A 13,005-nucleotide genomic window follows, 5' to 3' on the forward strand; every position below is an offset into this window, starting at 1 on the left:
CCAAATTATTAATCAATTATGATTTTACTGTCATGTGGAAACTCTTTTTCTAATCTTTCTTTCCCTTTATTGTACATTTTTTCAAGTTCTTCTTCGTCAATTTCTCTTTCTTGATATTTGATTTCAAGGTCAATTATAAATTCAAGTTCTTTCAATAAAAACTTGTAAGTATCAATAGAGCTATAATTTGCTATTTTTCTTAAATTGATTAAACTACTAAAAATGAAATTATGACTATACTCAGAAATGTTTTTAGAAACAACTTCGTTAGAAATAATATTTTCCATTAAATCAGGATAAGGAATAGGATTGTCTGATTTTAGTTTATTAATAAGATTAGAGGTGTAACTAGAATCTTTTTTAATAGTATCAATATAAGTTCCTAATCCTTTTGTGTAATCAAAAGTATTATCAATAATATTTTTAGCAGACTTTAAAAGTTTAACAGTGTCAGCTTTCTCTTTTTTAAGGTTTTCTCTATTTGATAGGTTAACGGCTAATAGAACACCGAAAAGAGTAGCTAGAAGAGTTGAAACAAAAGATAGGGTTTCTGATTTTTGTTGTTTCTTTTTTAATAGAATTAAAAAGCCTATGCTTATTAAACTAATAATAATTAAAATGAATGTATATCCCATAGAGTTTGTAAAATGTATTCAATAGTACTATATATAGGTATATTTAGCAAGCTTTTTGTTACATGGAGTTATATTAATAATAAAAACAATTATTTTTGCATTCATGCATAATAGAAGAGTAGCTCTTACTGAAGAGGATTATTACCTAAATGAACAGGGGTATAGAGTATTTACAGAAAAATATCATTTAAAAAGAGGTTATTGTTGTAAAAATGGCTGTAAGCATTGCCCTTATGGATACGATAAAAAAACAGATAGCTTTAAATAAAGTGACATTTATAAAATAACTGTTTCTAAAAAAATATAAATTAAAGAGAAATGAAAAAAATTATAGCAGTAGCATTCGTTGTTTTATTAACGGGATGCGCAGAGTTGCAAAAGGTAGTAAATCAATTACCACAAGGAGGAACATTATCTCAAGAGCAAATAGGAAATGGTTTGCGTCAAGCATTAGATAATGGAATAAAAAACCAAGTCAAAAAATTAACAGCAAAAGATGGTTTTTATAGAAATAAATTAGTGAAAATTGTTTTACCAAAAGAATTGCAAGCAGTAGATAAAGGATTACGTAAAATAGGTTTAAGTAATTTGGCAGATGAAGGGCTGAAAGCAATTAATAGAACAGCAGAAGATGCAGTAAAAACAGCAACACCAATATTTGTTAATGCAGTAAAAGAAATAACTTTTAATGATGCGAAAAATATTTTATTAGGAGAACAAAATGCTGCTACAGTTTATTTAGCAGGAAAAACAAATAGGGCATTATATACTGAGTTCAATCCGGTAATTAAAAACTCTTTTGCTAAAGTAGGTGCCGATAAAATTTGGACGAACTTAATCTCAAAATATAATAGTATACCGTTTGTAAAAAAAGTAAATCCAGATTTAACAGATTATGTTACGACACAAGCTCTAAATGGAGTTTTTACAATGATAGAAGTGGAAGAAAAAGGAATACGAGAAAAAGTAGGTTTACGTAATACAGCATTATTACGTCAAGTATTTGCTTTACAAGATAAAAGATAAAATAATATATTATTATTTCTTAAGAGCTTGTTATGAAATTTCATAACAAGCTCTTTTTTTGAGATAAGGTTAAATCGTATAAAAATATAGGGAAAACACTAAGAATTAAATAAGGGTAGGTTTATGTTGTTGTAAATCAAATATTTGTGTATATTTATACTCCTAGTTAATCAATTACAAAATGTCAAGAGTTAATCAATTACAAAGGTATAGAGAGCATCTAGAAAATAGATACCGTAAATTGGTTGAGAGAGCTAATGATTACAAGTATGAGGATGAATGTAAAAGTGATCGCTCAGCTTTTAAGGCAATGAAAGTTTTAGAGAAACTTAATAGAATTAAATATTTAGATAAGGACCTCTCAAGTTCTGTTGTGTAAATCTATAAAATAGTCAAAGGCTTTTAACAACCTGGTTCCATACCAAGAAAACATTTCACCATCAACAAAAACTATTTTTGCGTGGTTTGTATGTTCTCTTAATTCCTCCTTGTGCTTATTTTTAAAAGGATAAGGTTCAGATGAGAGTAGAATAAACTCAGGATTTCCGTCAGAAATAATGTTTGCTAAATTTACTTCTGGATAACGACTTTTAGAACTATATATATTATTAAATTTATTTAGTTCTAATAGGTGATTGATAAATGTAGTATTTCCAGCAACCATCCAAGGATTTCTCCAAATAAAATAGGCGACCTTTTTTTCTTCCTTATTTTTAATAAATTGTATAAAGTTGTGTAGTTTAAGGTCTAATTCAGAGTTAATTTCCAAGGCTTTTTGTTCACAAGAGAAAAAAGCACCATATTGAGTTATTAGTTTTTTAGAATCATCAAGGGTGTAGATTTCTGAAACATGAGTAGGAGCAATACGTTCACAAGCTTCAACAATCTCTTTTGTGTTTTCTTCCTTGTTGCAAAGAATAATATCAGGATTTAAACTTTTTATTTTATCTAGTTTAATTGTTTTAGTACCGCCAACAATAGTTTTTTCTTTTCTTAAATGAGTTGGATGTACACAAAATTTAGTAACACCAACAATACTATTTTCCAATCCCAAGTCAAAAAGTAATTCTGTTTGACTTGGAACCAAAGAAATAATTCTTTTCGGTGGATTTTTAAATTTTAACTCTTTAATTAGATTCATAAACTATTTTACACCCATTTCTTCCTGAAACTCTTTTTTGTAACCTTTACTTACTCTAAGCAATTTTTTAATAGAAGATATTTTAACATCTATTTCTCCGTAATTAGAGGCTATAATTTCTTCTATGTAATCCTTATTTATTATTGTAGATCTATGAATTCTGATAAACTTATTAGAGTTTAATCTTCTCATAATACTTAATAAAGATTCTCTTAATAAATGTTTTTTATCATCTGTAGTATAAATTTCAACATAATATCCTGAAGCAGAAATATATTTTATTGTAGATATGTCAATAAAGAAAATTTTATTGCCAGACTTAATATTTATTTTTCTATTCTCAATATTAGCAGTGTTTTTAACAATAGAAAGTATATCGTTTAAATTAGATTGTAAATTTAATAATTCTTCTTTTCTAAAGTGATTAACTATTTTATCTATTGTTTGTTGAAAACGGGTGTCTTTATATGGGCTTAATATGTGGTCAAAAACACAATAGTCAAAAGCTTTTTGAGCAAATTTATCATTATTGTTAATAAAGATAAATAGAGGCTTTTGCGCAAGAGTAATTTTTTCGATAATTTCAAAACCAGTAATATCTAAAAAAACAACATCCGGTTTCATTTTGTTGATATTATCAATAGCTTCTAAATTATTTGTAAAGCTACCATAGAGATCTATATGATTGTTTTGATTTAGTAAGAATTCAATTCTCTTTTTGTCATTTTTGTTATCGTTAACAATAACACATTTTATATTCATTTTATAGCATTTAGTAGGGAAAACTACAGGCAAAATTAGCAAACAAAATTATTCTAGACCTTAATTTTTGGTTTTATTTAACAATAATTTAAGTATTAAAGTGTCTTTAGTATTTTTTAACTCAAAAAAAATAATTTTCACATCAAATTAAGGGGGCTTTGCATCAAATCGATGTTAAGAAGGAAAAGCAGTGTTTACATTTATCACCTAATAATTATTTAAATAGAAAAAAATGAATTTACATTTGAGAAAAGTGATGTATTTACTGTTTTTTTTGGGTATTATCCTAAAAGTTAGTGCTCAGGAAAAGTTAATAGAAGGGTCAGTGTCTGATAGTTCAGGTCCACTACCAGGAGTAACTATTATGATTAAAGGAACAACTAAAGGAGTTGAGACTAATTTCGATGGACTTTTTTCTATTAAAGCTAAAACAGGAGATACTTTGGTTTTTAGTTTTGTAGGAATGATGACAGAAGAAAGAGTTATTGGAGAGGCTACAAATTACAACATAGTAATGAAGCAAGACGATAATATCTTAGAAGAAGTTGTTGTTGTTGGTTATGGTTCGTCATCTAAAAAAGATTTAACAGGAGCTATTTCAACAATAGATGTAAGTGAGGTAGAAAGTGCTCCAGTAGCATCTATTAACCAAGCATTACAAGGAAAAACATCAGGTTTACAAATTGTAAGTACTGGAGGTAGAGCTGGTGATGCTACTCAATTAAGTATTAGAGGTAATGGTTCTTTAAGTGCTTCGAATACAGCTTTATATGTTATCGATGGTGTGCCTCAAGAATCTATGAATGGTATTTCTCCAGAAGATATTAAAAGCATTAGTGTATTAAAGGATGCTGCTTCAACGGCTATTTATGGGTCTAGAGCATCTAATGGGGTAGTTTTAATTCAAACTAAAACTGGTAGCTATAACAAAGGTGTAACAATATCTTTTAATACATCTTATGGTTTTCAAAATTTAATAAAAAGACCAAATTTATTAAATGCAGCAGGATATAAACAAGTTTCTGACGCAGCAAGAATTAATTATGAAAATGATATTGCTTCTGGAGCTTTAGCGGGACCTAAAGACCCAACTGTTTTAACACCGTTACCAAATAGTTCTTATGATACAGATTGGTTAGCATTAGTTTTAAGAAATGATGCAATAGTTCAAAGAAATCAGTTTAGTATTTCAGGAGGTAGTGATAATACTAAAGTTTATTTTTCAGCATCATTATTTGATCAAGAAGGAATAATTAAACAAGATCAATATAAAATTGCACGTATTAAGTTAAATATGGAGCAAAAAATGAATAAGTACATAAAATATGGAATCAATTCATTTTTCGCATATTCTGAAGCTACTCCTATAGCTGATGATAATAATACATACCAACCATATTCAAATGCTTTACGAGGAAGACCAGATGTAAGTCCTTATGATAGTAATGGGAAGATTGCAGTTCATAGTTTCGTTAACCCTTTATTTGCATTTGAAAGAAAAGTGTCAAGTGTATGGCAAAACTTAGGAGCATCTCTTTATTTTGATGTTAATCCAATTGAAAAATTGACGTGGCACTCTGCTTTTAGTGGAAACATTAGAAGTAATAGATATAATAGATTTGATGCACCAAATACAAGAAGAGGTTTAAATGGTGATGGAGTACCTACAGGATATGGACGTTATTCGACACAAAATAATAGAGATTTTTTAGTTGAAAATACTATAACTTATTCTGATTTATTTGCAAATGATAAATTAAAAGCTACTTTATTAGCTGGTCATTCTTATCAAAAGTGGACTTATGAAGATTCATTTGTAGCTGGAGAAAAATTTCCTTCTGATGATTTAAATTGGTTGGCTTCAGCAGGTGAAATTAACCAAGGAAGAAGTTATATTCAAGCTATGGCTTTAGAATCATATTTTACAAGATTGAATCTATCTTGGGATTCAAAGTACCATTTAATGGTTTCTACTAGATATGATGGGTCTTCTAAATTTACAAAAGAAAACCGTTGGGGTAGCTTTCCAGCAGCATCATTAGGTTGGACGATTTCTAATGAAGAGTTTTTTAATGTAAAAGCTATCGATGATTTAAAATTTAGAGCTTCATATGGTTTTACAGGAAATCAAGCAGGAATATCGTATGCGTCTGGTCAAAATTTAATAGGTTCAGGTGAGAATTATGACTTGTCACCAGGTTTAGCTGCTACAAATATTTTTAATAAGGATTTAAAATGGGAAAAAGGTAGAGATTATAACTTTGGTTTAGATTTAGGGTTACTTAATAGAATAGATTTAAGTTTAAACTATTATAAGAGAGAAACTGAAGACCTTTTAAGTAGAGTTAATGTACCTCAAGAAACTGGTTTTAGAACTAAATTAGCAAATGTTGGAAATATTACAAATGAAGGTTTTGAAGTAAGTGTAAATGCAAATTTAATTCAGACTGATGATTTTCAGTGGAATTTTGGAGGTAATTTTACATATAATAAAAACTTAGTAAATAAAGTAGGTGCAGAAAGTGGACAGTATACTATAGGTTTTGCTTCAATAGTAAAAGAAGGAGCTAGTGTAGGATCTTTCTATTTATTAGAAGCTAACGGTATAGCTAGTCAAGAATTTACTTATAAGAAAGCTGATGGTACTGATGGACAAAAAGTAGCAGCAGGAGATATGTTATATGTAGATCAAAATAATGATGGTGTTATTAATGACGATGATAGAAAGGTTTTTGAAGGTGGTATTGCTCCAATGTTTGGAGGTTTTAATACAACTATGAAATATAAGGCGTTTGATTTATCAATTAGTGGTCAATATTCTATAGGAAACAAAATATACGCTTCATATAAGGAAAGATTATTAAATGGAGGTTCAGTAGGTGCTCCTTCTTACTCTAATAATATGTTAGCAGAAATGTTAGATTATTGGACTCCTAATAATTTAAATGCAGCGAATCCAAGACCGCATTTAGCTAGTTCAATTTCATCATGGAATACTCTAAGATCTAGTAGATTCTTAGAAGATGCAGACTTTTTAAGAATTTCTGATATTACTTTAGGTTATAATTTTGATTTCCTTAAAGATAAAGAAAGTCTAAAGTTTATTAATTCATTAAGAATTTATGCTCAATTAAGAAACCCATTTACATTTACTAAATATTCAGGTGCAGATCCAGAAACTAATTATGTAGATCAAACTGCAGTAAACAACCAAAACACAAGTGATGGAAGTAAAATTCAGGCAGGTGTTGATTTAGGAGGTATTCCAAATGTTAAATCATTTTTGATAGGGTTAAATGTTAAATTTTAAATTTTAAATTATGTTTAAAAGATTATTAAAGATTACTTTTATTTGTGTTTTTACAATTTTTACTACTTCATGTAGTGATGAATTGGATATTCCATCAGAAGTATCATTATCTGCAAATTCTAATTTAGCAGAAGGAGATGTAGATAAATTAGTTACCGGATTATTTAGTAAGTTAAGACATCCGAACAGATACGGTTATTTTGCTATTATGAATACTGAAATAATGGGAGATAACTATAAGCCAGTTAAATTTCAATGGTCTCAAGTTCAGAATTTTTATGAAAATAAAGTGCCTGCTGGAGATATTTTATTGAGTTATTTTTATGCAGATTATTATGCAAGTATAGATAGAGCTAATACAATAATTAAAGTTCCAACTGCTACAAAAAGCCAAATTTCATCAGCAAAATATGGTAGAGCATTGAGTTATTTAAGATTGTATGATATGTTTGAAAGATTACCTTTAGTAGATGAAAATTATAATGGGAAACCATTAGCGCCTTCTTCTAAAGCAGATGTATTAAACTTTATTATTGAAGATTTAAAATACGCAAAATTAAACGCTATTTCTTTTAATAGTATTAATTTATTACCAAGTCAAAAAGCTGTGACTAAAGAAGCTGCATCAGCTTTATTAGCTAGAGTTTATAGAATACAAGGAAACATTAACGCTGCAACAGTTGAAGCAGAAGAATTAATAAATTCTGGTATTTTTAAGTTAGCAGCAAATCCTTTGGAAAGAGATCCTGAAGTAATTTTTATGTTCAAAGGAACAAAGGCTGAAAATGTTGGGTCTTGGGGATGGATTATGAGTCCTGAAGCTAAATCTTGGAATTGTTTTGCAGCAGCAGATGATTTAACAGATTTAGTAAAAGGTAATGATACTCGTAAAATCTTATTTGACTTTGCAGGAAAGGTAGCTAATGCAGGTTATATTTATTCTAAAAAATATAAAACTGAAAGTAATTCAGATTTATTAGTGTCTAGAATTGCTGAAATGTATTTAATATCAGCTGAAGGAGGAAATGCTAATAGATTAACAGAATTACAAGCAGCAAGAAAATCATCGTTAACTTTATCAGAAGAAAGACGTTTAGAAATGTCTTTTGAATGGACAAGATGGGAAGATTTAAAATTAGAAGGAAAAGTTAATTATATATTACCTTATCCAACTAGAGCTGTAGATTCTAATCCATTATTAAAATAGGCTTAATTTTTACAAATTAGTCCCCTTGAAAAAAAAGCTGAGAATTAATTCTCAGCTTTTGTTGTTTTAAAATAGGTTTTTAGATCAAAAAAAGAGGGGTTCAAATCAAATTTATAATTATAACTAATGTAGGTATATATATTTGCTGAACCTTATACCAACTTTATTCTCATTGGTGTAATTATTTGAATTAAAGACAAGCCGAGGAGTCATTAACCTTGGCTTTTTTATTTTAAAATACTCTGCATCTGAGTTTGTAATTCTTCGGCTTTTTTAGCAGCAGCTTCAGCAAAATCTTTTTCATTAGAAGCATAAATAATACCACGTGAAGAATTAATAAGTAATCCAACTGTATCATTCATGCCATATTTACAAACATCTTGTAAATTTCCTCCTTGTGCTCCAACACCAGGAACTAATAAAAATGAATTAGGAATAATAGTTCTGATGTCTGCTAAAAACTCTGCTTTAGTAGCGCCAACAACATACATTAAGTTTTCAGCATTATTCCAAGATTTAGAAGTTTCTAAAACTTGTTTATATAATTCAATACCATCAACGTTTTTAGTTTGAAAGTCGAAAGCTCCCTGATTAGAAGTTAAAGCTAGCATTATAGTGTGTTTATCTTCAAAAGCTAAAAAAGGCTCAACAGAGTCTTTTCCCATATAAGGTGCTACTGTAACGCTATCAAAAGCTAAATCGTTAAAAAAAGCTTTCGCATACATGGTAGAAGTATTTCCAATATCACCACGTTTAGCATCGGCAATGGTAAAAATTTCAGGATGCTTATTGTTAATGTATTGTATGGTTTTTTCTAAAGCTTTCCAGCCTTTAATACCATAAGCTTCGTAAAAAGCAGTATTGGGTTTGTAAGCCACACATAAATGATGTGTTGCATCAATAATTGCTTTGTTGAAGGCAAAAATAGGATCTTCTTCTTTTAATAAATGAGTTGGAATTTTATCTAAATCTACATCTAATCCAATGCATAAAAACGAGTTTTTTCGTTTGATTTCAGATACAAGTTGTTGTGTTGTCATGAGTTGTTGTAAAAGTTGTACAAAAGTACACTTTTTTGCCACTTTCTGTTATCTTTGTTATAGATGTTTCAATATATTACAAACAAAATACTTTACGGCTTTTTAACGCTCTTTGGGGTGGTTACAGTAATATTTTTACTGTTTAATATTTTACCTGGAGACCCAGCTCGTATGATGTTAGATCAAAGAGAGGATACAGAACAATTAAATAATATTAGAAAAAAATATGGTTTTGATAAGCCAGTATTTACACAGTACCTCTATTATTTAAATGATGTTTCTCCACTTTCAATTCACAGTAATAATAAAGAAGATTATACTTATTTAGCAGAAAAAAAGTATAATGCTCAAAAACTGTTTTCTTTTGGAGAATCAACAATAGTTTTAAAATATCCATATTTAAGAGAATCATTTCAGAAAAACGAAAAGGAAGTATCTGAGATTATAGCAGAAACTTTGCCTAATACAGCGATATTAGCAGTGTCGGCAATTGTAATAGCTTTGGTGTTAGGTATATTTTTAGGAATTATTTCAGCACTTTATAAAGATTCTATTTTCGATAGAGTTATAGCTGTGATAAGCACTTTTGGAATGAGCGTACCTTCATTTTTTTCAGCAATTTTATTTGCTTGGTTTTTTGGATTTGTATTACATAAATACACTAATTTAGAAATGACTGGAAGTTTGTATGAAGTAGATGATTTTGGAGAAGGAAGTTATATTCAATTAAAAAATTTAATATTACCAGCAATAGTTTTAGGAATACGTCCGTTAGCAGTAGTAATACAGTTAATGAGAAATTCATTACTAGAAACATTAAGTCAAGATTATATACGAACAGCAAAAGCAAAAGGGTTAACTATGGTTCAAGTCGTAAAAAAGCATGCCTTGAAAAATTCTTTGAATCCTGTAATAACAGCAATTTCAGGTTGGTTTGCTTCGATGTTAGCAGGAGCGGTTTTTGTAGAGTATATTTTTAACTGGAATGGATTAGGAAAAGAGATTGTAAATTCATTAAATACACTTGATTTACCAGTAATAATGGGAGCAGTACTCGTAGTAGCAACTTTATTTATAGTCATCAATATTTTGGTAGACGTTCTTTATAGCTGGTTAGACCCGAGGATTAGATTAAATTAAATATGAGACTTTTTTTATTAATAATAGGTTTTTCAATTTTAGGAAGTTGTGCAGTTTTTCAGCCCAAAGAGTTTAATATGGAAGCTTTAGAAGAAAAATTAGTTACAGTAAATAGAGATAGTATAACTTTAAAAGAAATTATAAAAAAAAATACATCAGAAAAACAGTTTGTACAGGTGTTTGCTACTTATTGCCCGATTAGTCAAGATAGTTTTGAAGATGTTATAGCTTTTCAAAAAGAAAACCCATCAATTAATTATATTTTTTTGTCAGTAGACCATTCTTATCACGACTGGAAAAGAGGACTTGAGAATATAAAGGCAAAAGGAGAACATTATTATATACCTAAAAAAGGAAAAGGAAAATTAGGACAGTTTTTAAAACTTAAAACAATACCTAGATTTATGGTGTTGGATAATGAAGGTAGTATTATACTTTATAAAACATCAAGTCTATCAGAAAGACTTAAAAGTAAAATTAAATAGTATATGGTCAAAAAAGTAATGTTGTTATTGTTAGTAGGATTGATTAGTTGCACACTGGAGAGTCCAACAACATTTTCCAAAGAAGCATTAGAGGATGTGTTTATTACTTTAAATAATGAAGAAGTTACTTTTGATACAATTCTAACTAAGAATAAAGGAAAAAAGATATTAATAGATGTTTGGGCTTCTTGGTGTATAGATTGTTTAGAGAATTTACCAAAAGTTAAAAAATTACAAGAAGAGAATCCAGATGTAGTGTATTTGTTTTTATCATTAGATAGAGATTTACAATCATGGAGAAATAGTGTAGAGAGATTAGAAATAAAAGGACAACATTACTATATGAAATCTGATTGGGAAGGAAAGTTTGGAGATTTTTTAGGTCTGAGTTGGATTCCTCGTTATCTGCTGATAAATGAAACAGGGGAAATTGAAGTTTTTAATGCTACAAAAGCAACAGATAATTTAATTATAGAGGGCTTAAAAAAATAATGTATTTTAGCTGTTTAATAGCTAAGTAACTTGTTGAAAAAGTTTTTAAAATCTGTTTTTACAAGTTAGAACAATCTTCGGCTAAAAAAGAAATCATTAATGTTTTTAGTGTTTGAAAGTATAATGTTGATACAAAGATTTCTAAAAAATAATATTTAATATAAATAAGAAGAATAGTGAGACAAAAGATAGTTGCAGGTAATTGGAAGATGAATAAAAACCTTGAAGAGGCAAAACAATTAATCAAGGGTATTAAGAAAGAAGTAAAGAATTCAGAAACGGATGCAAGAGTAATAATTGCACCTAGCTTTGTTAATTTAAATACTGCAATAAAAAGAACGAGAAAATCTAAAGTAGAAGTAGCAGCACAAAATATGCATCAAGCAAGCAGTGGCGCTTTTACAGGAGAAGTATCAGCAAATATGTTAACTAATCTAGGAGTTAATATTGTAATCTTAGGACATTCAGAACGTAGAGAATACTTTAATGAAACAAACGATTTATTGGCTAAAAAAGTAGATGCAGCTTTAGAAAATGAATTGGAAGTTATTTTTTGCTTTGGAGAACAGTTAGAAGAAAGAAAATCAGGAAATCACTTCAAGGTTGTAGAAACACAATTAAAAGAAGGATTGTTTCACTTAGGAAAAGAAAGTTTTTCTAAAATAACTTTAGCTTACGAGCCAGTATGGGCTATTGGAACAGGGGAAACAGCATCACCAGAGCAAGCGCAAGAAATGCACGCTTTCATTAGAGAAATTATGGAAAAAACTTATGGAGCTGAGGTAGCCAACGATATTTCTATTTTATATGGAGGGAGTGTTAAACCAGGAAATGCAAAAGAAATATTCTCAAAACCAGATGTAGATGGAGGTTTAATAGGAGGAGCTTCATTGAAACCTGAAGATTTTGTAGCCATAGTAAATGCAATCTAATGGATAATATTTACATAGAATATACATTTGAAGTAACCCCTAAAGAACCAGCTACTGAAATTTTAATAGCAGAGTTAGGAATGGTAGGCTTTGAAAGCTTTGTAGAAAACGATAATGGAGTAGTTGCTTACGTTCAAATGGAGGAATGGAAGGAAGATATATTATCGGAAGTGTTTATTTTAAAGTCTGAAGAGTTTACAATAAATTATAATCACAAAGAAATAGAACAAACCAACTGGAATGCAGAATGGGAAAAGAATTTTAACCCAATTCAGGTAGAAGATTTGGTGAGTATACGAGCGCCTTTTCATGAAAATCCTAACTTACAATATGATATTGTAATAGAACCAAAAATGAGTTTTGGTACTGGACATCATGAAACAACACATATGATGGTGCAACATTTAATAGATTTAGATGTTGAGAATAAAAAAACATTAGATATGGGATGTGGAACTGGAATTTTAGCAATTTTTGCTGAAATGAAAGGAGCAAAACCTATTGATGCAATAGATATAGATGCTTGGTGTTATGAGAATTCTCTAGAAAATGCAGAAAGAAATGGTTGTAAGCATATTTCTGTTTATGAAGGTGAAGCATCGCTTTTAGAAGGAAAAAAGTACGATTTAATAATAGCAAATATTAATCGTAATATCCTGTTAAATGACATGAAAACATACACCGATTGCTTAAATGAAAAAGGAATTTTATTGTTAAGCGGGTTTTATAGTGAAGATATCCCAATTATTGATGCTGAGGTGTCTAAGTACGCTTTAACATTAAAAAAGACCATAGAAAGAAATAATTGGGTAGCTTTGCAATATCAAAAATAAAG

13 protein-coding genes are annotated in these 13,005 nt (G+C 29.1%); 9 read left to right on the top strand and 4 right to left on the bottom strand.

Features of this window, described 5'->3' with window-relative positions; genetic code table 11:
• Window positions 1–8: 8 nt before the first annotated feature.
• On the bottom strand, window positions 9–635 hold the full coding sequence (locus Q0958_RS08070; RefSeq protein WP_299121946.1) for a hypothetical protein: 627 nt from the start codon (window positions 633–635) through the stop codon (window positions 9–11).
• Window positions 636–738: 103 nt separating this feature from the next.
• On the opposite strand from Q0958_RS08070, the gene Q0958_RS08075 reads away from it, so the two are divergent.
• Together Q0958_RS08075 and Q0958_RS08080 are read left to right on the top strand one after the other, a co-directional pair.
• Window positions 739–903 carry a DUF5522 domain-containing protein gene (locus tag Q0958_RS08075; protein ID WP_175578729.1) on the top strand — a complete coding sequence of 55 codons (165 nt, stop codon included), beginning with the start codon at window positions 739–741 and terminating at the stop codon, window positions 901–903.
• Between the two features lie 50 nt (window positions 904–953).
• Complete coding sequence (locus Q0958_RS08080; protein WP_299121949.1) at window positions 954–1,661, top strand: DUF4197 domain-containing protein; 708 nt, start codon at window positions 954–956, stop codon at window positions 1,659–1,661.
• Window positions 1,662–2,022: 361 nt separating this feature from the next.
• Here the strand turns inward: Q0958_RS08080 and Q0958_RS08085 are convergent, their stop codons facing one another.
• Both Q0958_RS08085 and Q0958_RS08090 read right to left on the bottom strand, forming a co-directional pair.
• Window positions 2,023–2,802, bottom strand: coding sequence for a helical backbone metal receptor (locus Q0958_RS08085; RefSeq protein WP_299121950.1), 780 nt, complete (start codon window positions 2,800–2,802; stop codon window positions 2,023–2,025).
• Window positions 2,803–2,805: 3 nt separating this feature from the next.
• The gene (locus tag Q0958_RS08090; RefSeq protein WP_299121952.1) at window positions 2,806–3,564 is read right to left on the bottom strand and encodes a LytTR family DNA-binding domain-containing protein; all 759 of its coding nucleotides are present in this window, start codon (window positions 3,562–3,564) and stop codon (window positions 2,806–2,808) included.
• 232 nt (window positions 3,565–3,796) lie between these two features.
• Between Q0958_RS08090 and Q0958_RS08095 the strand changes: the two genes are divergently transcribed.
• Both Q0958_RS08095 and Q0958_RS08100 read left to right on the top strand, forming a co-directional pair.
• Complete coding sequence (locus Q0958_RS08095; protein ID WP_299121953.1) at window positions 3,797–6,874, top strand: TonB-dependent receptor; 3,078 nt, start codon at window positions 3,797–3,799, stop codon at window positions 6,872–6,874.
• Window positions 6,875–6,884: 10 nt separating this feature from the next.
• Window positions 6,885–8,081, top strand: coding sequence for a RagB/SusD family nutrient uptake outer membrane protein (locus tag Q0958_RS08100; RefSeq protein WP_299121955.1), 1,197 nt, complete (start codon window positions 6,885–6,887; stop codon window positions 8,079–8,081).
• Window positions 8,082–8,308: 227 nt separating this feature from the next.
• On the opposite strand, the gene pyrF is transcribed toward Q0958_RS08100, so the two are convergent.
• Window positions 8,309–9,121 (bottom strand): orotidine-5'-phosphate decarboxylase, encoded by an 813-nt coding sequence (gene pyrF / locus Q0958_RS08105; protein ID WP_299121956.1) that lies wholly within the window; start codon window positions 9,119–9,121, stop codon window positions 8,309–8,311.
• A gap of 63 nt (window positions 9,122–9,184) precedes the next feature.
• Between pyrF and Q0958_RS08110 the strand changes: the two genes are divergently transcribed.
• From Q0958_RS08110 to prmA, 5 genes are all read left to right on the top strand, one after another.
• Window positions 9,185–10,261 (top strand): ABC transporter permease, encoded by a 1,077-nt coding sequence (locus Q0958_RS08110; protein ID WP_299121958.1) that lies wholly within the window; start codon window positions 9,185–9,187, stop codon window positions 10,259–10,261.
• Between the two features lie 2 nt (window positions 10,262–10,263).
• Window positions 10,264–10,746, top strand: coding sequence for a thioredoxin-like domain-containing protein (locus tag Q0958_RS08115; RefSeq protein ID WP_299121959.1), 483 nt, complete (start codon window positions 10,264–10,266; stop codon window positions 10,744–10,746).
• A 3-nt stretch (window positions 10,747–10,749) separates the two neighbouring features.
• Entirely contained in the window at window positions 10,750–11,238 is a 489-nt protein-coding gene (locus Q0958_RS08120) for a TlpA disulfide reductase family protein (RefSeq protein ID WP_299121961.1), read from the top strand.
• 176 nt (window positions 11,239–11,414) lie between these two features.
• On the top strand, window positions 11,415–12,170 hold the full coding sequence (tpiA, locus tag Q0958_RS08125; protein ID WP_299121962.1) for a triose-phosphate isomerase: 756 nt from the start codon (window positions 11,415–11,417) through the stop codon (window positions 12,168–12,170).
• On the top strand, window positions 12,170–13,003 hold the full coding sequence (gene prmA, locus Q0958_RS08130) for a 50S ribosomal protein L11 methyltransferase (protein WP_299121964.1): 834 nt from the start codon (window positions 12,170–12,172) through the stop codon (window positions 13,001–13,003). Before tpiA ends, prmA begins: the two co-directional genes overlap by 1 nt.
• Window positions 13,004–13,005 lie beyond the last annotated feature (2 nt).

Origin of the sequence: uncultured Tenacibaculum sp. (assembly GCF_947499065.1) — a bacterium.
In the GTDB taxonomy this organism is placed as follows: Bacteria; Bacteroidota; Bacteroidia; order Flavobacteriales; family Flavobacteriaceae; genus Polaribacter.